Origin of the sequence: Gluconobacter albidus (assembly GCF_002005485.1) — a bacterium.
Taxonomy (GTDB): Bacteria; Pseudomonadota; Alphaproteobacteria; order Acetobacterales; family Acetobacteraceae; genus Gluconobacter; species Gluconobacter albidus.
Window position 1 is genome coordinate 2907687 of sequence record NZ_CP014689.1, and the last position, 20090, is coordinate 2927776.

The window sequence follows — 20090 nt, forward strand, 5'->3', positions numbered from 1 at the left end:
ATTTTTCATGTCTGTTGCTGCTGATGCTCTGGGCGCTCTTGCGACGACCGATGCCCTGTTTTTCGGACGGCCTGATTCAAAGCTGACCCGTGACGATGCCAAGGCACTCGTTGATCGGGGGCTTGAGGGTGTGGATGACGGCGAGCTTTTTCTGGAATATCGGGAAAACGAGAGTATCAGTCTGGATGACGGGACGATCCGTTCGGCCAGCTTCAACACGTCTTCAGGGTTTGGTTTGCGGGCCGTTCTGGGAACGGAGACGGCTTTTGCTCATGCTGACGATATCAGTCGCGATGCTCTGGCGCGGGCCGTCAGTACGGTGGGGGCTGTTCGGCAGGGACGGAGTGGCGTTATGGCGCCGGGGCCGCAGGCGACAAACCAGCGGCTCTATGGAGACTCCCGTCCGCTTGAAGGGACGGATTTTGCGGCCCGGGCTGCAGTTCTGAGCGAAATTGATGCCTATGCACGGGGGCTGGATTCCCGTGTGGTGCAGGTCAGTGCCGTGCTGAGTTCCGAATGGCAGGCAGTGCAGATCATGCGTCGGGCAGATGCCGGGGGCGATGTTGCGGATTTGAGACCTCTGGTGCGGATGAACGTGTCGGTCGTTGTGGAAAAGGATGGTCAGCGCGAGAGTGGAAGCTGTGGTCTGGGTGGTCGTTACGAACTGGACCGTCTGCTGGCCCCGGAAACGTGGCGGGATGCTGTCGACAAGGCGCTGAAACAGGCCCTGATCACACTGGATGCAGCGCCGGCCCCTGCGGGCGAGATGGATGTGGTGCTTGGGCCGGGCTGGCCGGGCATTCTGCTCCATGAGGCCGTAGGTCACGGGCTGGAAGGGGATTTCAACCGCAAGGGAACGTCGTCCTTTTCAGGGATGATCGGCAAGCGTGTGGCCTCTCCAGGCGTGACCGTGGTTGATGACGGAACGCTACCCGAATGTCGGGGGTCGCTTAGTGTTGATGATGAAGGCACGCCGACGTCCCGGACAGTGCTGATTGAGGATGGGATTCTCACCGGATATCTTCAGGACCGTCTGAATGGCCGGCTGATGGGAACGAAATCGACCGGAAACGGGCGTCGCCAGTCCTATGCCCATGCTCCGATGCCCCGCATGACCAATACGCTGATGCTGGAAGGGAGTGCCACGACGGACGAGATGATCCGCTCGATCAAACGGGGCCTCTATGCCGTGAATTTCGGCGGCGGGCAGGTTGATATTACGTCGGGAAAATTCGTGTTTGCGGCCTCGGAAGCCTATTTGGTGGAAGACGGGAAAATCGTCCGTCCGGTAAAGGGGGCGACTCTGATTGGAAACGGGGCGGATGCCATGAACCAGATTTCCATGATCGGGTCCGATGTGGCGCTTGATCCGGGGATTGGAACCTGCGGCAAGGCTGGGCAGGGTGTGCCGGTAGGTGTTGGGCAGCCGACCCTGAAAATCTCCGGTCTGACGGTGGGTGGTACGGGCTGACCTTCGAAAAATCTCGGTCGGAAAAGCGAAAGCAATCAGCGATGGGACATAACTACGCAAAGCCGTTAACGGCTGAAGCGCGCATGGAGCGGATTTTTTCCCGTATTCCCGAGGACTGGAGCATCAAGATGGAGCGCCCGCAGGGAGGGAAGTGGTCGGTCCTGATGCAACGTCCGGACGGGATGCTGCATCAGGAAACTGCTGACAGTCTCATTGAGGCGCTTGAAGAGGTGTGGCGCTCCCTGAGATAAAGCTTTTTAAAAGCTGCTCTGGGTTGCGAGCATGAAAAAGATCCGGTTTACGGCCGGATAGACCAGAAACTGGATCAGCAGCAGCACCACCATGGGGGCAAAATCTATGCCACCCGTATTTGGCAGGATATTTCGGATTGGCGACATCACGGGCTCTACGATCTTGGCCAGTGTGTTGAAAATGGAATAGAAAAAGCGGTTGCGGATATCGAGAATCCCGAAACCAAGCAGCATCGACAGAATGCAATACGCCAGAAGAATCCATACGAAAGCCTGGATCAGCATCAGGATAATGGCATGCAGGGCAACCATGTAAAACCTCGTCGAATGTCGGTCGGGGCAGCCGAAAGGCCGGTCGGAAAAAGCTTGTAGCCATAGCAGTAGCACAGAACAACATCCTGCGCGCAGCTCCGCTTGACAGTGTGTGGGAAGAGGAGAACTATTGCTTGACCGTGGGGCTGTAGCTCAGATGGGAGAGCGCCTCGTTCGCAATGAGGAGGTCAGGGGTTCGATTCCCCTCAGCTCCACCACGGTCATCTCTTTCTCTTATAATAAGACAGTTTTTGAAAACTGCTTTTTTCTTGTCGTTGATTTGTCAGGAAACGGTTTTTCGATCTGGCCATACCCAATAGGCCATGGACTGCATTATTGCATGCAGCAGCCCATGGCCGGTTGAATTTATTTATCGAAGAACTTCGGTGTTATTCAGCCGCTTTGGCTGCGATTGTAGCAGAGGGTTTCTTGATCCGGGTTTTGGTCTGGATTTTTTTAGTCACGGGCTTTTTCGTGGCAGGAGATGTCTTTGATTCTGCTGTGAGCGTTGAAGTGTCCCAGAGAGGACGAATTTTCTTTCTCGCAGATTCGAGAGGGGGATATCGCGTTTCATCCACGCCCGGGATTGTCAGGTCAAAAAAGACCTGTCTGTCGAGGGTGAAATGCGGATTGTAGAATGGATCCGCACGAAGCGTATTGCCCCATTTTTCAATCATGAACTGCGTTTCGTGGAAGAAGCGGCGTTCTGTTGAAGGACGATCATCGCTGCCGCGGCTCAGACTTTCATGATGCTCTGCACAGAAATCCGGGGTCCAGATGACCTTGTAGCCAGCGTCGCGCACCTTGAGGCACAGATCAATATCGTTGAACGCGACTTTGAGGTGCTCTTCGTCAAAGCCTCCGACCAGTTCGAAGGCTGGACGACGGATCAGCATTCCGGCGGCGGTCACAGCCGAGATTTCCTGTGGGAAGTAGGCACGACCTGCGTAACCGCCTTCGTTCCGCGGGATGCCGACATGGGCATGCCCGGCGACATCACCGATCCCGAGCAGGACCCCGGCGTGCTGCACGGTCTGATTGGGATAGACGAATTTGCCGCCGACGATTGCAACCTGCGGATCTGCAAGGGCTTCGTTGACAAGGATTTCGAGCCAGTTTTCCTGCTCAACAAAAACGTCGTTGTTCAGGAATAAAAGGAAATCGGATGTTTCGTCTTTTGCTGCGAGATTGTTGATGCGGGAGTAGTTGAAAGGTTCTTTGACGGTCAGGATCTCAACATTGGGAATGTCATCGACTTTCTGTGCAAAAGCCTCCGCTTCCTCTGTGATCGACCAGTTGTTGACCAGAATAACCTTGTAATTCGGATAGCGTGTATATTTCTGGATGGCATCCAGGCAGCGGGCGGTCGTGGGAATTTCATCCTTGTAGGGAATGATGATCGTGACCGACGGAAACTGATTGAACTGCCAGTTCACTGTGTAAAGCGTCATTCCCATCTGGGAATCGACATTTGCGGGCAGATTGCGACGTTCGAGATGGTCGTTCACCGCTTTGATGCCCGCATCAATGGCATAGCGCTTGTTGCCAATGTCGGAAGCCGTTGAATTTGCAGTGATGCGCCAGTGATACAGAATTTCAGGAACGTGATGGATTTTTTCTGAAGGAATGTGCTCGGAGGCGCGAAGCAGGAAATCGTGGTCCTGTGCGCCGTCATATTCCTTGTTGAGGCCGCCGACTTTCTGCAGGGCAGAATGACGGATCATCACGAAATGGCAGACATAGTTGACGCCAAGAAGAAGCCTGTAGTTCCAGTCCGTTTTGAAAGCGGGCTCCCGGTAATAACCGCTGGCGTCAATTTTATCTTCGTCTGAATAGATCAGATCGGCGCGGCTTCTTGTGGCTTCCCGGAGCATGTATTCGACGGCGACATCCGCGAGCAGATCATCGTGATCGAAAAACGCGACCCATTCACCTTGGGCGGCTTCAAGTCCCGCATTAGTCGCAATGCTGATGCCACCATTCTGTTTCTGGAAAAGCGGCTTTATGCGGGAGTCAGCTTTGGCAAAATCTTCGATGACGGCGCGCAGTTCAGCATTTTTGCTACAGTCATCAACAAGGATGAGTTCCCAGTTCTGCCATGTCTGGGCGCGGACGCTTTCGATTGCTGCTGTAAAATCCGTGAGATCCGGATTCCAGACCGGACAGACAATGCTGACCAGCGGGTTTCCCAAGATAAGGTCATTGTTGCGGGTACGGTCGACATATTTGCGAAGAACCGGGAAGTAGGCTGTTGCCCAGGAATGATAATCGGCGATGGTAAATCCGGGTTGCGGGAGAATTTCCCTGACTTTGCGGCGCAGGCGCGTCAGTTCCACATGGAGCGCGTCAATCTGGTCGATCACGTCAATGATCAGGGATTCGTTGGCGTCCGTGACAAAGCTGGTCAGACAGGGGCTGTTGGCAACTTCCAGCATATCGGGCAGGACGTAGAAACGGAATTCCTGCTCGTAGGGCTTGCGGTACAGGTCTGGTGGCGAAAACTGGAAGCCGCAATAAGGGTCACAGGACAGGGCTTTTCCAACATCGCCTCGATATCTGTTGGCCTCGATCTGGGCAATTTTCTGACCGTTACAGGTCACGAGAATTTGCTGGCCCCCCTTCCATCCTTCGGCTGCATTGCCACGAACGACCCAGCCACTCAGAACGCCCTGTTTCAGGCCATCGACGAAAGAATGGGTTTCTACAGGGAGCCTGCCAGAGAAGGAAATATGTTCCAGCCCCTGGCCTTGTGAATAGATTTCAATCTGCTGGAGGCGGTTTTTGAAGGTGATAGTATGCGTTTTGCCGTCAAGAAGGCTGTGCGGCATTGGGATCTGGAAGCCGGTATTGAGTGAAGGAATACCGGAGGCATGCACATCTTCACGCAGATCCGTGCAATGAAACTGAAGGAATTCCTGACCGTCTGCCAAAGCGTGAAGGAATACGGGCTGCGAGGGATTTTCAGTATCTGTTGCCCATCCCCGTATACCGTTAACAGAAAATTCATCAATTTGGCAGATAATCATTAATTTTCTCCTGACAAATCATTAATGCTTTGATTCTGACATAGTATTTCAAGCTTAGGATAAAAACTGGCGCCGTCAAAGACTTGGTTATGTTGACTGTTTGTTATCAAATATCAGAGCGTGAGACACGCGAGGTTTCAATTTTATGATACGCGGGACGCGCCATTAAGATCCCATATTTTCTCCAGTATCGTCTGAATTCTGCGATGTGTACAGTCATCGAGGGGCGAAAAGCCCTAAATCAAGATGGTGTCCGTTTGAATAATTGATGCCCTGAAGGCGCCCATACTCGACAATGTCGAGGCCGTATTGGGTTAATTCTTTATTAAAAATGGGTTCATCCCGGCGATCAATCAACGCCAGACTGCATTGCGGGTGATTGTGCAGATATTCTGCTGCGGCTGCGGGGCCTATGAGCTGAGTGTTGGGACCTGCAAGGAAGACGAGGCTTGGCTCTGAATAGGATGAAGAGACGAGGATGCTGTCAGGGCAGGGACGGACGTTTTCGAAGAGGTCTGCGATCCGGGGGCTGAGGCGGATGGTTTGCAGATTAGGGATGACGCCTAGGAAAAGGCCGGCATGAGCAATGACGGCTGCGCCCATGGCGCAGAAGGCAGCCTGTTTGCGGTCCCGTTTCAGCAGCAGCATGACAGCTCCGAGCACCAGCGGCAGGGCACCGCCCAGAGCGATCAGCGCTGAGAGAGAGACTGTGTGCTCAAGACTGTAGAGAGCAATACTGCCAGCGAAGCAGAAGCCGACACCGAGGATTGTCCACACAACACCGTAAGCGCCGAGCAGGGCTTTTGCCCATCGCGGGCTTTTGGGAATGGGCCAGATCATCAGGCTGGCTGCGGTGAGAATGGCAATCGCGGGATAGGTCGGTAGGACGTAGTGGGGGAGTTTGGTGGCGATCAGTTCAAATACCAGCCAGTGTGGGAGAATCCAGCTCAGCAGAAAGCGGACCTGTGGAAGTTTTCTGTTCTTCCAGACGGCCGGGATGGCGAGGGCGGCGAAAAGCGATCCGGGCCAGAAGGCCAGTCCGAAGACCAGAAGGTGAAAGCCGGGGGGCAGTCCGTGGGCTTCCTGACCATGGGCCACCTTGCCGAGAAAATTGCGTCCGACCGCACGGGCAAAGAAGTCTCCGCCGCTGATGACTTCGATGGCGACGCACCAGGGAACGACGACGGCAAGCATGATGAGCCAGCCCCAGCGAGGGCGAAGACGTGACCACCATGACCGGTCCCGCTCCATCAGCCACAGGGCCAGAGGGGTGCCGAAACCCGGAATGAGGACGACGGGGCCCTTGAGCATGAGACCCACACCCAGAGCGAGCCAGTAGGCAACCGCGACCCGGAGATGGGTGGGGCGGTTTTTTTGTCGATCGGTGAAGGCGCACAGAAGTGCGGCCTGAATACACAGGATATCAAGCAGCAGGACGGTGTCGATGGTCGCCATATGGCTTTCGGCGACGAACAGGGTCGAGACCATCAGCAGGCCAGCGGCCATCAGGCCGGTGGGGCCTCCGAACAGGGTTGCGCCGATCCAGGCCGTCAATGGCACGATCATCGTGGCGGCGAGCAGGCTGGGAATCCGGTACGGCCAGGTCTTGCGCAGCACCGATGGGCCAAAGATTTTTTCGGCGGTAGCGGTGGAGGCCGCTTCCAACCAATAGATTCCGGCTGGCTGAAGATAGCGTGGCTTGTCCTGAAAGCGGACGTCGATGAAGTTGTGCGAGAGAAGCATCTGTTCCGATGCTTCCATGTAGCGCGGTTCGTCCCGGTCAAGCGGCGGAAGTGTCATGCGGCCTGGCAGGGCGAGCAGAAAGGCCAGCAGCCCCAGAAAAGCATAATGCCGGAGGTTCAGGATCATGGGCACTCTCCGCGCCGTTCTGTCAGGCCGGACGTGCGGCAGGGAGCCGCGAAAGCGTGACCCGGTGACGGTTTCAGTGTTCGGTCAGGTGATCGGGCAGATGCGTGCGGTTCTGAAGCCACATGACGCCCAGAAGGTCACGGATACCCACAAGAGCCCGGTTAAAATTGGTATATTTCGAGCTGCCATGCAGTCGGGCGCGATGCTGGACTTCGATGCAGATCAGCGGTGCGCCGTAATGTCCCAGCAGGGCGGGAAGAAAGCGGTGGACGCCTTCAAATTGTGGAATTTTCAGGAAGAGGTTGCGCGGGAAGAGCTTGAGCGGTGCGCCTGTATCGGGGCAGCCGTCGTTCAGGAGACGACGGCGCAGTCCGTTTGCGAAGCGCGTGGCGACCCGGCGTGAGAGGCGGTCGTTGCGCTTGCGCCGGACGCCGACCACCAGAGGCGGGGCGTCCGGAGTCGATGTCGCACGCTCCAGCATTGTCAGGATGGCGGACGGATCATCCTGCCCGTCGCCGTCAATGGTGGCGATCCATTGTCCCTTCGCGGCGGTGATGCCTGTTCGGAGAGCAGCTGATTTTCCGAGGCGCTTCGGATGGCTGATGATCCGCAGGCGGGGCAGCAGGGTCTGCCGGGCTTCCAGCAGCTTTTGGACGGTGGCGTCAGTGCTGCCGTCGTCAATGGCCAGAATTTCTATTGAAGGGTCGGTACCGAAGGTCTCAGCCAGTTCCTGACAGACAGGGAGGATATTGTCCGCTTCGTTCAGAACGGCCATGACGACGGAGAGCCTTATGGGCTGTCCGTCGTCATGAAAGGAACCTTGCACCGTGGAGGCGGGCATCGGATCAGGCAGCGGAGCGCCGAAGGGCTTCCGGCAGGCTGTTGATGCTCTGGTCGAGCAGGCTGGAGGCGATGTCGGGGCTTTCCGTCAGGCGGGTCGACACGACGTCGCGGGCTGCGGCGACTGCGATCTGGGCAGCGCGATCCTGAATTTCACGGATGGCCGAGCGCTCGGCAGCGTGAATCCGATCCTGCGCCATCTTCTCGTAGCGGGCTGCGGCGGCTTCAGCATCCTTGCGGGCGCGTTCTGCCAGACCGGCGGCCTCGGCTTCGGAGCGTGCAAGCATGGCCTGTGTTTCGGCCAGGGTCTTTTCACGCTCGCGGGTGGCATCTTCCAGCATCTGCTCGGCTTCGCGACGCAGGCGGGCTGCTTCGTCGAGGTCGTGACGGACGCTTTCAGCGCGGGCATCCAGGTGGCCGGTAATGGCGACCCAGAGCTTGCGCCCGAAAATGACGAAGAACAGGACGAAGGCGAGGGCGGTCCAGAACCGGGGATCGTGGAACATCATCGTCTCCTTAGGCGCTGACGCGTTTGACGGCGCTGGCGACAGACTGTTCGTCCTGTGTACCGATCAGACGCGAAACCAGATCCTGGGCGGTGCTGGTGGCGATCTCGGACAGGCTGGACAGGGCCTGTTCACGGGACTGGGTGATTCGGGTCTCGGCGTTTGCGATCTCGGTTTCGAGACGCTTGGCCGTTTCCGCAGCGTGAGCATCCGCGTTGGCGCGGGCTTCGCTCTGGATCCGCTCCACGTGGGCGCGGGCCTGCTCGGCTGCTTCATGACGGGCGCTGAGGAGTTCCGCGCTGGCGCGGTCAGCCTCGGCTTTTGCCTTGCGGGCAACATCCAGATCGCTCTGGATGCGGGTCCGACGGTTGGTCAGGACCCGTTCGACACGCGGCAGTGCGAAGCGGCTCAGGCCGAGATAGAAGCCGCCGAAAATGACGGCTCCCCAGACGACCTGTCCGATCAGCAGCGGATCGTGAAAGTTCAGCTGTGGCATGCCCGCAGCCACGGCACGGCCCGGCACGGCCGCAAGCGGAGCGGCGAACAGGAAGAGGCGTGGCGTACGGTACATGTTCGACCTCAGGCGAACAGGATCAGGAACGCGATCAGCAGGGCGAACAGCGCGACGGCTTCCGTCAGCGCGAAGCCCAGCATGCCGATGCCGAAGACATGCGGACGCGAAGCCGGGTTGCGGGCAACCGAGCTGATCAGCGTGGAGAAGATGTTGCCGAGACCCATGCCGACACCGGCGAGGGCGAAAACGGCAATACCGGCACCGAGGTCACGGGCGGCCTGGGCGATGCTGATGCCGAATTCGTGAGCGGCTTGAACGTCCATTGTCAGGTTCCTTGTTGGGTCGATTAAAGGGTTAGTGCGAAGCGGTGTGGCTCAGTGAGCGACGGCCTCACGCAGATAGATGCAGGTGAGGATGGCGAACACATAGGCCTGCAGCACACCCACCAGCAGTTCGAGGGCCGTCAGCGCGACATTGATCGCGATCGGGGCGATGGCCAGGACATGGCCGAATGCGCCCAGACCGGCGAGCATGATCGTGAAGCCGGCAAACACTTCCAGAAGCACGTGACCCGCCACCATGTTGGCGAAAAGTCGGATCGACAGGCTGACCGGACGCGAAAGGAAAGAGATGAGCTCGATCGGCACCAGCAGCGGAGCAAGCCAGACAGGCGTTCCAGCGGGCAGGAAGTGCTTGAGGAAGCCGACACCCTGAAAACGGATGGAAGCAAGGATCGAGATGACGAACACCATGATGGCCAGACCAAAGGTCACGGCGATGTGGCTGGTGTACGTGAAGGAGAAGGGCAGCAGACCGAGATAGTTGCCGGCCAGGATGAAGAAGAAAATCGCAAAGACGAACGGGAAGAACGTCGCGCCATTTTCGCCGATCGTGCTGACGGCAAGGTCATGTACGAAGTCGTAGCTGATTTCGGCGGCGGCCTGAAGGCGACCCGGCACAACAGCGGCAGGACGCATTCCGACATACAGGAAAACGAGAACGATGGCGACGGCGATCAGCATGAACAGTGGTGACTGCGAGAACCGCAGGGCTTCTCCCAGATGTCCGAGAACCGGATGGAGCTCGAACTGTCCGAGCGCGTCAATCGTCGATCCGGCTGCCACGCTGGCTTCTCCCGTCATCTTTCGGTCCGGACACCATGTCCGAATCCTTCAAAACCCGCCAGACATTCAACATGCCGGCACCACATCCCGCCAGGGCGAAGACGGACAGGAACAAAGCCCTGTACCCGAACCAGTGACCCAAGGCGTAGCCTATGGCTACACCGACCGCGAGCCCGGCCACAAGGTCGGTTCCCACGCGGATCGCCAGTCCAAAGGATGACATGGAACTGTCATCATTGCCCGCGTCGGTTACGGCGAATTCCCCTGAGCGGGGATCGAGCTTCTGACGGGCGCGCCGGAGGCGTTCGTCGAAGTTTCCGTCGTTACCGGCAGGGGCGTGTCCCATGAGATCTGATCCCTTACCCTGTACGCATCGTTTTCACCCGGTCATTCAACCGGATTCCTTCTCAGCGCAGGCGCTAGCTACCGGCGAGTCCGTTGACTGTCAATGTATTCTGCTCGCCGGAGCCATCGAAACCCGTTTTCGCCCTAGCTGACCAGCTTCAGGCGGCGTCCGCGGTCTTTCCATTCCGGGCTCTCGCCCGAGCTTCGTCCGAAGGGAAGCATGGGGGCGGGGTCTTCCGAACCGGGTTCGAGGCGTGGGGCGTCGGGCATGGGCTGACCGAGGTAGGCGTCCGACAGGGTGCGGAAGGCATAATCCAGCATTGAGGTCGCGTAGGCCGTGGAGGGATCGCCTTCCACGGTGCCCGCGGGGCCAAAGCGCGTATAGGCGAATCGCTCCACGAAGGATTCCAGCGGCGCGCCATATTGCAAGCCGATGCTGACGGCATGACCCAGGCAGTCCATCAGGCCGCGGGCCATGGGGCTTTCGCGGGGCGGGGTGATGCTGATTTCGCCGAGCGTTCCGTCTTCGAACTCGCTGGTGCGCATGAAGAGGCTGTGCCCTCCTACTGCGGCGCGCTGGGTGAAACCGGTCTGGCGCATCGGGAGTGGACGCCGCACGCCGCGGGCCAGTCTGGCCTGAAGATCGGCGAGATCGGGTTCGGGGACGGCGGGCAGGAAATCCACAACGCTTTTGAGGGCGGCATGCATGGCGCCCTGTGCTTCGGGGCGAACGGGCGGCAGTGGCGTTTCGCCCGCCAGCGCCAGTGCGAGCGCGGATTCGGGCGTCAGGCCGCGGCAGGCCAGCCGGGCCAGCGTGGAGGCGCGCAGATGTCCGTCCTCGCGCAGGGGAGAAAATGCCGGGGCGAGGCCGCAGGTTTCGACGCCCAGAAGCCCCTCGGTCGGACCGGGAGAAGAAAAGCCGGTTTCGATCGGGCAGAAATGCCGACCTTCCTGCGTATTGTAGGCCGAGGATGCAGCGGCGCGGAGGTCTGTCAGCGGGGATTCCGGGATGGCGGGCGGCGGCAGTTTCGTCCCGGCGCGGGCCACCGTGGTGGCGAGTGCGGACAGGGCGCGGGCCGCGTTCCGGGCGTCGTCGCTGTCATAGTCGAGACCGAGGGCCGCCAGGCAGGCGTCCAGATCGGTCAGGAGGACGAGACCTGCGGCTTCGTCTTCAGGCTTCGCGGGCAGATCGAACAGGGGCAGCTCGCCGGTGCGTTCGATCCGTGTTGCGGCATGAAGGCGGCGCAGGGCGTCGCAGGCCAGACGCAGGCAGGCGACGAAATGTTCCGTGGCGAATCCGGCATCCTGTACGAAGCTGGACAGGCGGATGGTGAAGCCCGGCGCTTCGTCCGGCTGGCACTGCCAAAGCGCCGTATTGGGCGCCATCTGCTGCATCAGAAGAAGATAGGACAGGCTGCGCCCCGGAGCGGGGGTGTTCGCCGGGGTGCCGGGCAGAGGGGGGCACGCGTCGATCGTGTCCACCCAGCGCGCGGCTTCGGCGGCAAGTCTGACCGGCCCGCCATTCAGGGTGATGCGCGCGAGGGCCTGTGCGGCCTCGTCATCCCAGGCAGCGGGAAGGGTGACGGAGCGCATGGCGCTGTCGTCGGGGTCGGTCATGACCTGAAGCGTCCTCATGCGAACGCCGGTCCAGTGAAGGCGAGCTGTCATGGTGTAAATCTACGCCCTGTGCCGGTTGGGCCGTAAGCCGGAAAAGGGCCTCTCGACGGGCGCTAATGGGTGGGAACATGGGGATATGGGGGATAACATTTTTCCCACGCCTGATCGGGACGATTTCTGCGGGGGGATTGGACGCGGGAAGCGGAGTCGGGTAGTGCAGGAAGGATGATTTTCACGAGGGTATTGTCATGACCGCTGTTACGGTCCGCCATGACCGGCTGGAGCTTCTGGCCGGGTTCGCAGTCCTTGTCTGCCTTGCGGGACTTCTGGTGGCGGCGATGGTCGGGCATCATCAGGGTAACGACGGAGGCTATCCGGTTCATGCCTCGTTCAGCCAGATCGACGGGCTGAATGTGGGGTCCGATGTGCGTCTGGCCGGAATTACCGTCGGGCATGTGACCGGTACGACGGTCGATCCGAAGACGTTTCAGGCGCAGGTGACGTTTACGCTGGCGCCAGATGTGAAGCTGCCCACGGATTCCGCTGCGATCGTGACGTCTGACAGCCTGCTGGGTGGCAAGTATATTGCGCTGTCTCCGGGTGGGGCGGATTCGCTGGTAAAGCCCGGCGGTGTCATGACGGAAACCCAGGGCTCCATCAGTCTGGAGCAGCTTCTGAGCAAGTTCATTTTCTCCGTGACCGATTCTTTGCAGAAGAGCCAGAAGGCTGCTGCGTCCAAGCCGGCTGCGGGCAGTCTGTCGGACGAGCCCTGAGTCATGACGCAGGTGCGGGAAGGTGCTTTTCTGTGGGTCGACCATGAGGGGAACCCCGTGTCCTGTGTGGAGAAGGTGCAGATCCTGCGCGAGAACGATGCGGAACTGCGTCAGGCCCTACAGGATGCTTTTGAAGACGGGATTCTGATGGGGGTTGCGCCCCAGGCGATGTTGCAGACGTTTCAGGCCATGTTATCGGATCTGAAGAATCCTTTGCAGGGGCGCTCCGGAGGAGAACCGTCATGATGAAACGGCGTATTATGGGCCGGGCGCTTCTGTGCGGCATTGCCGGGGCGTGTCTGTCGGGGGCAGCGCAGGCTGCGGTGGGCGTGGCGCCGCCGGTCATGTATCCGGCTGCGACCTGGCAGGGGCAGTCACAGGCGGTGCTGCGTGTTCTCGATCGGCTGGACGGCCATCTGGAACTTCTGACGGTTCCTGTGGGCGGGAGTGCGACCTATCGCAGTCTTTCGGTTGAGGTTGAGTCCTGTGTCAGCCGGCCGCAGACGCTGGCGGCGGATGCAGGGGCTCTGCTGCATCTGAAGGACAGCAGCGACCCAGGACGGCCGCCTTTTGATGGCTGGATGCTGGCGCAGGAACCTTCTGTCGCAACTTATGGCAGCCCTTTGTACGATGTGCGCGTTGTCTCCTGTGCGGGTGTGCCGACGGCACCGCAGGCGGGACCCCTGCCGGCGGTAAAGGCGCCCGTGCTCGCCGGTGCGGACGTTCCGGTGGAAGAAGGCGGCGATGCTCCGGTATCTGCGCCCGGTTCCGCCTCGGGTGGTCCTGTACCGCTTGCTCCGGACAGTCATAATCCCATTCCGCTCGCGCCCTCCACAGGTGCGGCACCGTCCCTTGCTCCGGCGCCGCCTTCAGGGCAGCCCCTGGCGCCTCCCGAGGCTGATCCCGGCCTCGAATGAGGATGGGACGGGGCGGAATGACCCAGAAACAGGAAGAAATGACAGCTTCATGATTCAGGTTCCCTTTTCCCCATCCCGGGCAGCCCTGCTGCTTGATTTTGACGGTACCCTTGTAGATATCGCTCCCACGCCTGAAGCCGTCCGTGTTCCGGACGGGCTGACGGCCGATCTGCAGCGGCTGCGCGATATGCTCGACGGTGCGCTGGCGATCATCACGGGGCGACCCATCGCCCAGATTGATCATTTCCTGCCGGGTATTCCCTATGCTGTGGCAGGTGAGCACGGTGTTGCCGTGCGTCCGGCGCCGGATCAGGACGTGCGCCAGCGCGTGTTGCCGCTGGTTCCGGCCGACTGGACCGCGAAAAGCGAGGAACTTGCCGTCCGTTATCCCGGGGCCAGCATTGAACACAAAAAAGCTGGAATGGTGCTGCATTATCGCCGTGTTCCCGAGGCGGAGTCGGCGTTCCGGGAACTGACGTCGGTCTGGCCCGTGGAGAGCCACGGGTTTCATCTTCAGGATGCGCAGATGGCCATCGAGCTTCGGCCGCTGGGGATCGACAAGGGCAAGGCGCTTGAGGAACTGATGGCGGAACCGCCTTTCAGGGGACGCCTTCCGCTGTTTGCCGGCGATGACGTAACGGACCGGGACGGGGTGAGGGCTGCGCGCCAGATGGGTGGCGAGGGCTGGCTCATTCCGGATGATTTTCCAGATGCGGCCACGTTCCGACGCTGGCTGCACGATCTTTCGGAGGGACGCGGATGGGGCGCCTGATCATTGTATCGAACCGCACACCCGCGCCAGGGGAGCGGACGCAGCCTGCAGGCGGGCTGACGGTTGGCCTGTACGACGCGGTCCAGACGCGGGAGACCGTCTGGTTCGGGTGGTCGGGGCATCAGCATGCGGATGCGGCCGATCGGCCCGTCCAGCGTGAGCAGGTCGGGAACGTTAATTATGTGACGTTTGATCTGACGCAGAAGCAGTACGACCGCTTCTATCTTAATTTTTCCAATGGTGTGTTGTGGCCCCTGTGCCATTACCGCACCAACCTGATCCGCTACACGCGCGAGGACTGCGACGTCTATTATGAGGCGAACCGGGTTTTTGCGGATCGGTTGATCGCGCTTCTGGAGCCGGGCGATACGATCTGGATCCATGACTATCATCTGTTCCCGCTGGGGCAGATGCTGCGTGACAGGGGCGTGACGGGGCGGATTGGCTTCTTCCTGCATATTCCGTTCCCGCCCTGGAGTGTGGCGCGGCTTCTGCCCAAGCTCGACATGCTGCTGACCGGTCTGGCGGCCTGTAATCTGATCGGGGTGCAGACGCCGGAAGATGAGGCCAATCTCAGGGGATGTTTCGAGGCCTATGGTCTGAAAGCTGCCGTCAAGGCGGTGCCCATCGGGATTGATCCCGTGAGTTTCCGCCAGCAGGCGATCAAGAGTGCGGCTTCGGACGAGGTTGTGAAGATCGTCGATACGCTGGAAGGCACGCGGCTGATCATCGGGGTGGACCGGCTGGATTATTCCAAGGGTCTTCCGGAGCGGATGAAGGGGTTCGAGGCTCTTCTGAAAAATTATCCTGAACATCGGGGGCAGGTGACGTTCCTTCAGGTCACGCCGGTTTCGCGTGGCGGGGTGGAGAGTTACCGGCTGCTCAAGGAAGAACTGGACGGGCTGGTCGGGACGATCAATGGCGCTTATGGCACGCCGGACTGGGTGCCGATCCGCTATACGACCTGGCCGATCGGGCGTGATATTCTGGCTGGTCTGTACCGGATGGCGGATGTGGGGTTTGTCACACCCCTGCGCGACGGCATGAATCTGGTGGCCAAGGAGTTCATTGCGGCGCAGGACGAGGACGATCCCGGCGTGCTGGTGCTGTCGCGGTTTGCGGGGGCTGCTCCGGAAATGCCGGAGGCGCTGCTGATCAATCCGCTGGATGCCGAAGGGATGGCGGATGCGCTGCATATTGGCCTGACCATGGACGTCAAGGCCCGTCATGCGGCATGGTCGGCGATGTATGGCGAAGTGTCGCGCAATACCGCAGGAAGCTGGTCCAAGCAGTTCCTTGATAGTCTGGAGGAAATCCATTCGTGCCCATGAACAGACCACGTCGCCCCGTTTCCACGTCTGCGCTGGGTGGGTTTTATGTTCTGGCCGGCGCGGTGGCGCTCGGGGTTGTCTGGTTTGCTGAACACTGGCTGAAGCTCGCGCCCTGCGAGCTTTGCCTCTGGGAGCGGCGCCCGTGGTGGGTACTGATCGGGATCGGGATTGTCACGATCGTTCTGCCCAGACGTTATGCGCGTTATACGGTTTTTGCCGGGATTTTATGCCTGATGACCAGCATCGGGCTGGCGGTGCTGCATGCGGGCGTGGAGCATAAATTTTGGCCTAGTCCCGCCCCCGAATGCCGGGCACCGGTTTTTCATGGTGGCAGTTTCAAGGACTGGATGTCGGCCATGCCAGCCCGGCCGAACAAGCCGTGTGATTCGCCGGATTACCTGTTCGGTCTGCCGGTTTCCATGACGGAACTCGGTGGTCTGTATGCTGTAGCAGTCTTTCTGGTTGCCTTGGTCGGGAGCGTCCGCATGGGACGCTCCCGCCGCTGAAGGCTGTACTCAGAGACGGGTGCCGCGTCCGCGCCCGAAGATGAGGCTGATGACCAGCAGTACCAGGAAAATGAAGAAAAGGATCTTGCCGATATAGGCAAAGTCTGCCGAAATTCCGCCGAAGCCCAGCACCGCGGCGAACAGGGCCAGGATCAGGAAGGCAATGGTCCAGCGTAGCAGGTCCATGGGGTGTCTCCTTTGTCAGTCGCGCCCTCCGACGGAGAAGCGGGTGTTGAAAAGGCTGAACGGCGGCGGGATGAACGGGTTCATTTTCGCAGCATCCGTTTTATGTGGGGGCCGGGCGCGCGGTTCCTGTTTTCGTGAAGCCTGCCTGCCGGAGGATTGTCATGACCCTGTTCCGTTCCCTGTATCATCAGGGGTTTGCCCGGATCGCAGCCTGTACGCTGCCGGTGATGCTTGCTGATCCGCTGAAGAATGCGGAACGGACGCTGAATGTTCTGCGGGACTGTGATCGGCAGGGTGTGGCGGCGGTGGTTTTCCCTGAACTTGGGCTGACGGGCTATACGCTGGACGATCTGCGGTTTCAGGATGTGGTGTTGGAGGGAGCGCTTGAGGCTCTCCGACGGGTTGTGGCGGGGTCGCGGGATCTGTTGTCCGTTGCGGTGGTGGGGGTGCCGCTGGTGCGGGGCGGACTGCTCTATAACTGTGCGGCGGTCGTGCATCGGGGGCGGATTCTGGGCGTGGTGCCGAAATCTCATCTGCCGCGCTATCGGGAGTTCTATGAGCCGCGACATTTCACGTCCGGGTTGCGTACGTCGGGGAGCATTTGCCTGTTTGAGGAGAACGTGCCGTTTGGTGCGGATCTGCTGTTTCAGGCAGAAGATCAGCGCGGCCTGACGCTCGGCGTGGAAATCTGTGAGGATCTGTGGGTTGCGTCTCCGCCGAGCGGGAAGCTTGCGGAAGGGGGCGCGACGGTCATTCTCAATCCGTCTGCCTCGCCGGTAACAATCGGGCGGACGGATGACCGGTCTTTGCTATGCCAGGCGCAGTCCATGCGGACGCTCACGGCCTATGCCTATGCGGCGGCAGGCGAGGGGGAATCCACGACGGATCTGGCCTGGGACGGACAGGTATCGGTCCATGAGGCCGGGCGACTTCTGGCGCAGTCGGACCGTTTTCCGCAGGACGAGCGGCTGGTTGTGGCGGATGTGGATCTGGATCTGTTGCGGCAGGAGCGGATGCGGACCGGGCAGTTCGGGCAGGCGGGTCAGGAGTTCCGGGCTGTCGGGTTCATGCTTCAGCCTCCGATGACGGATCTGGGGCTGAAGCGGGAGGTTGTGCGGTTTCCGTTCGTGCCATCCGATGCGCGGACGCTGGCGCGGGACTGTTACGAGGGCTGGACCATTCAGGTCAGTGCGCTGCGGCGCCGATTGCAGGCCAGCGGGGCGCAAAGGGCCGTGATCGGGGTGTCGGGCGGGCTGGACAGCACACTCGCGCTTCTGGTGGCGGTGCGGGCGGCGGACGAGCTTGGCTGGCCGGGGACGCATGTTCTGGCCTACACGATGCCCGGATTTGCGACGGGAAGTGAAAGCCGCTCTCTGGCTCATGCGCTCATGAAGGCGCTGGGTGTTGAAGTGAATGAGCTGGATATCCGGCCTACGGCGCAGACCATGCTGGCGGGGATCGGCCATCCCTTTGCGGAAGGAAAACCGGTTCATGATATCACGTTCGAGAACGTGCAGGCGGGGTTGCGAACCGATTTCCTGTTCCGGATCGCCAATTACCGCAATGGGATTGTGATCGGGACGGGCGATCTGTCGGAACTGGCGCTGGGCTGGTGCACCTACGGCGTGGGGGACCAGATGTCCCACTATAACGTCAATGCCGGGATGCCGAAGACTCTGATCCAGCATGTTATCCGCTGGCTGGCGCGTGAGGGAAAGCTGGGTGAAGGTGTTGGGCCCGTTCTGGAGCGGATTGTCAGCGCGGAGATCACGCCCGAGCTGGTTCCTGATACCGGGCAGGGTGTGCAGAGCACGGAGCAGACGATCGGGCCCTATCCGCTTCAGGATTTCACGCTCTATCATATTCTGCGTCATGGGTTCCGCCCGTCCCGGATCGCGTTTCTGGCTGAGATTGCCTGGGGGGACGCATCCCGCGGAGACTGGCCCGCGCATTATCCGGAAGATCGAAAAATTTCATACGATCTGGCCGAAATCAGGCACTGGCTGGAAATTTTTCTGCGGCGGTTTTTTGGGGCGAGCCAGTTCAAGCGCTCCGCCATGCCCAACGGGCCGAAACTGGTCGCGGGCGGCTCTCTTTCGCCACGGGGAGACTGGCGCGCGCCCTCTGACAGTACGGCGACGGCGTGGCTTGAGGAGTTATGGGATAATCTCCCCGAAACGAACACAGCTCTGTGAACTTTCGGGAGGGAGGAATGTTAGGGGGTTTTGTCTTTCGGCATTCGTGCCAATATGTCGCAAACACGTCACCATACAGGAATATGACCCGTCATGGCTTATGCTACGATCAACCCTTATACCGGTGAGACGCTCAAGACTTTCCCGGATGCCACCGATCAGGAAGTCCAGACCGCGCTGACCGAAGCCTATGATGCGTTCAAGAGCTGGCGCCACACCTCTTTCGCCGAGCGTGCGAAGATCATGACCGCCGCCGCCAATATCCTTCGTCGTGATATCGACAAGTATTCCCGTCTTCTGACGCTGGAAATGGGCAAAATTTATGCCGAAGCCAAGGCCGAGACGATCCTGTCGGCTGAAATCTTCGAATATTATGCCAAACATGCCGAAGAGCTTCTCAAATCCGAGAAGCTGCCGGTTGCGGACCCGAATTCGGGCGATGCCGTTCTGATCCACCAGCCGCAGGGCATCGTGTTTGCGATCGAGCCGTGGAACTTCCCGTTCTACCAGATCGCCCGCATCATTGCGCCGCAGCTCTCTGCTGGTAACACGGTCATTCTCAAGCACGCATCCAACGTGCCGCAGTGCGCGGCTGCGTTCGATGACCTGATGAAGGAAGCCGGGCTGCCGAAGGGCGGGTTCCGCAACCTGTATGCCGCCCGTCATCATACCGAGACGATCCTCAAGGATCCGCGCGTCTGTGGCGTGGCTCTGACGGGGTCCGAAGGCGCAGGCGCCATTGTTGCCGGGATTGCAGCGCAGGCCCTGAAGAAGTCCACGATGGAGCTGGGCGGTTCTGACGCATTCGTCGTCCTGGACGATGCTGATCTGGAGAAGACCGCGAAATGGGCGGCTTTCGGCCGTCACTGGAATGCCGGTCAGGTCTGCGTGTCCGCCAAGCGTCTGATCGTGGCGGATGCCGTCTATGATCGTTTCCTTGAGCTGTACAAGGCGGAAGTTCTCAAGCTGAAGGCTGGCGATCCGATGGACGCGTCCACCACGCTGGCGCCGCTGTCGTCGCAGAAGGCTGCGGACGATCTGAAGGCTCAGGTCGAGGAAGCCAAGAAGCATGGTGCGGTTGTCGAGGCGATTGGCCCGTCGGTGCCGGAGAAGGGTGCGTTCTTCCAGCCGCTGCTGATGACCAACCTGCACGAGAACAATGAAGCCCGTCTTTGGGAGTTCTTCGGTCCGGTGACGCAGCTCTATCGTGCCAAGGACGATGCGGACGCCATTCGTATTGCCAATGACTCGCCGTTCGGTCTGGGTGGTTCGGTCTTCACGAAGGATACCGCGCGCGGCGTGAAGGTTGCCGAGCAGATCTATACGGGCATGGTCTATATCAACCATCCGACGATGGTGAAGGCTGATCTGCCGTTCGGTGGCGTGGCCCGTTCGGGTTATGGCCGCGAGCTGATTGGTCTGGGGATCAAGGAATTCGTCAATCACAAGCTGATCGACGTTGTGGATATCGACGCACCGTTCTGATTGGGGCGTGTCGGGCTTCTTTCGAGGAGCCCGGTTCGATCTTTCAGGTT

Annotated in this window: 21 protein-coding genes and 1 tRNA gene; 11 read left to right on the forward strand and 11 right to left on the reverse strand. The window is 59.9% G+C overall.

The window, feature by feature from the left end; genetic code table 11:
* Window positions 1–7: 7 nt before the first annotated feature.
* Complete coding sequence (gene tldD, locus A0U94_RS13295) at window positions 8–1471, forward strand: metalloprotease TldD (protein WP_077803645.1); 1464 nt, start codon at window positions 8–10, stop codon at window positions 1469–1471.
* Between the two features lie 41 nt (window positions 1472–1512).
* Window positions 1513–1722 carry a hypothetical protein gene (locus A0U94_RS13300; protein ID WP_077803646.1) on the forward strand — a complete coding sequence of 70 codons (210 nt, stop codon included), beginning with the start codon at window positions 1513–1515 and terminating at the stop codon, window positions 1720–1722.
* A gap of 6 nt (window positions 1723–1728) precedes the next feature.
* Here A0U94_RS13300 and A0U94_RS13305 read toward each other — a convergent pair whose 3' ends face one another.
* Window positions 1729–2034: a YggT family protein gene (locus A0U94_RS13305; RefSeq protein ID WP_062030570.1), complete on the reverse strand. Its 306-nt coding sequence runs from the start codon at window positions 2032–2034 to the stop codon at window positions 1729–1731.
* Window positions 2035–2176: 142 nt separating this feature from the next.
* On the opposite strand from A0U94_RS13305, the gene A0U94_RS13310 reads away from it, so the two are divergent.
* Window positions 2177–2252, forward strand: a tRNA-Ala gene (locus A0U94_RS13310).
* A gap of 171 nt (window positions 2253–2423) precedes the next feature.
* On the opposite strand, the gene A0U94_RS13315 is transcribed toward A0U94_RS13310, so the two are convergent.
* From A0U94_RS13315 to A0U94_RS13355, 9 genes are all read right to left on the reverse strand, one after another.
* Window positions 2424–5060, reverse strand: a complete 2637-nt coding sequence (locus A0U94_RS13315) for a glycosyltransferase family 2 protein (protein ID WP_077803647.1) — start codon at window positions 5058–5060, stop codon at window positions 2424–2426.
* Between the two features lie 216 nt (window positions 5061–5276).
* Entirely contained in the window at window positions 5277–6929 is a 1653-nt protein-coding gene (locus A0U94_RS13320; protein WP_077803648.1) for an ArnT family glycosyltransferase, read from the reverse strand.
* 73 nt (window positions 6930–7002) lie between these two features.
* On the reverse strand, window positions 7003–7770 hold the full coding sequence (locus tag A0U94_RS13325) for a glycosyltransferase family 2 protein (RefSeq protein WP_077803649.1): 768 nt from the start codon (window positions 7768–7770) through the stop codon (window positions 7003–7005).
* 4 nt (window positions 7771–7774) lie between these two features.
* On the reverse strand, window positions 7775–8275 hold the full coding sequence (locus A0U94_RS13330) for a F0F1 ATP synthase subunit B family protein (protein ID WP_077803650.1): 501 nt from the start codon (window positions 8273–8275) through the stop codon (window positions 7775–7777).
* Between the two features lie 10 nt (window positions 8276–8285).
* Entirely contained in the window at window positions 8286–8846 is a 561-nt protein-coding gene (locus tag A0U94_RS13335) for a F0F1 ATP synthase subunit B family protein (RefSeq protein ID WP_062030561.1), read from the reverse strand.
* A gap of 8 nt (window positions 8847–8854) precedes the next feature.
* Window positions 8855–9082, reverse strand: a complete 228-nt coding sequence (locus A0U94_RS13340) for an ATP synthase subunit C family protein (protein WP_024717170.1) — start codon at window positions 9080–9082, stop codon at window positions 8855–8857.
* Window positions 9083–9163: 81 nt separating this feature from the next.
* Window positions 9164–9913 (reverse strand): F0F1 ATP synthase subunit A, encoded by a 750-nt coding sequence (locus A0U94_RS13345; protein ID WP_062030620.1) that lies wholly within the window; start codon window positions 9911–9913, stop codon window positions 9164–9166.
* On the reverse strand, window positions 9891–10259 hold the full coding sequence (locus A0U94_RS13350) for an AtpZ/AtpI family protein (protein WP_077803651.1): 369 nt from the start codon (window positions 10257–10259) through the stop codon (window positions 9891–9893). The genes A0U94_RS13345 and A0U94_RS13350 overlap by 23 nt, the downstream gene beginning before the upstream one ends.
* A 143-nt stretch (window positions 10260–10402) precedes the next feature.
* Window positions 10403–11926 carry a TSCPD domain-containing protein gene (locus A0U94_RS13355; RefSeq protein ID WP_077803652.1) on the reverse strand — a complete coding sequence of 508 codons (1524 nt, stop codon included), beginning with the start codon at window positions 11924–11926 and terminating at the stop codon, window positions 10403–10405.
* Between the two features lie 197 nt (window positions 11927–12123).
* Between A0U94_RS13355 and mlaD the strand changes: the two genes are divergently transcribed.
* From mlaD to A0U94_RS13385, 6 genes are read left to right on the forward strand one after another with little or no spacing between them, the layout of a single operon-like run.
* Window positions 12124–12648: an outer membrane lipid asymmetry maintenance protein MlaD gene (mlaD, locus tag A0U94_RS13360; protein ID WP_062030554.1), complete on the forward strand. Its 525-nt coding sequence runs from the start codon at window positions 12124–12126 to the stop codon at window positions 12646–12648.
* A gap of 3 nt (window positions 12649–12651) precedes the next feature.
* Complete coding sequence (locus tag A0U94_RS13365) at window positions 12652–12894, forward strand: hypothetical protein (protein ID WP_077803653.1); 243 nt, start codon at window positions 12652–12654, stop codon at window positions 12892–12894.
* The gene (locus A0U94_RS13370; RefSeq protein WP_208611648.1) at window positions 12891–13565 is read left to right on the forward strand and encodes a DUF2155 domain-containing protein; all 675 of its coding nucleotides are present in this window, start codon (window positions 12891–12893) and stop codon (window positions 13563–13565) included. The genes A0U94_RS13365 and A0U94_RS13370 overlap by 4 nt, the downstream gene beginning before the upstream one ends.
* 49 nt (window positions 13566–13614) lie before the next feature.
* Entirely contained in the window at window positions 13615–14337 is a 723-nt protein-coding gene (gene otsB, locus A0U94_RS13375) for a trehalose-phosphatase (protein ID WP_062107049.1), read from the forward strand.
* Complete coding sequence (locus A0U94_RS13380; protein WP_077803654.1) at window positions 14325–15668, forward strand: alpha,alpha-trehalose-phosphate synthase (UDP-forming); 1344 nt, start codon at window positions 14325–14327, stop codon at window positions 15666–15668. The genes otsB and A0U94_RS13380 overlap by 13 nt, the downstream gene beginning before the upstream one ends.
* The gene (locus A0U94_RS13385; protein ID WP_062030544.1) at window positions 15665–16174 is read left to right on the forward strand and encodes a disulfide bond formation protein B; all 510 of its coding nucleotides are present in this window, start codon (window positions 15665–15667) and stop codon (window positions 16172–16174) included. The genes A0U94_RS13380 and A0U94_RS13385 overlap by 4 nt, the downstream gene beginning before the upstream one ends.
* Window positions 16175–16183: 9 nt before the next feature.
* Here A0U94_RS13385 and A0U94_RS13390 read toward each other — a convergent pair whose 3' ends face one another.
* The gene (locus A0U94_RS13390) at window positions 16184–16360 is read right to left on the reverse strand and encodes a DUF1328 domain-containing protein (protein WP_077803655.1); all 177 of its coding nucleotides are present in this window, start codon (window positions 16358–16360) and stop codon (window positions 16184–16186) included.
* A gap of 161 nt (window positions 16361–16521) precedes the next feature.
* On the opposite strand from A0U94_RS13390, the gene A0U94_RS13395 reads away from it, so the two are divergent.
* Both A0U94_RS13395 and A0U94_RS13400 read left to right on the forward strand, forming a co-directional pair.
* Window positions 16522–18555 (forward strand): NAD(+) synthase, encoded by a 2034-nt coding sequence (locus tag A0U94_RS13395; RefSeq protein WP_077803656.1) that lies wholly within the window; start codon window positions 16522–16524, stop codon window positions 18553–18555.
* A gap of 93 nt (window positions 18556–18648) precedes the next feature.
* Window positions 18649–20040, forward strand: a complete 1392-nt coding sequence (locus A0U94_RS13400; RefSeq protein WP_062107043.1) for an NAD-dependent succinate-semialdehyde dehydrogenase — start codon at window positions 18649–18651, stop codon at window positions 20038–20040.
* Window positions 20041–20090: the final 50 nt, after the last annotated feature.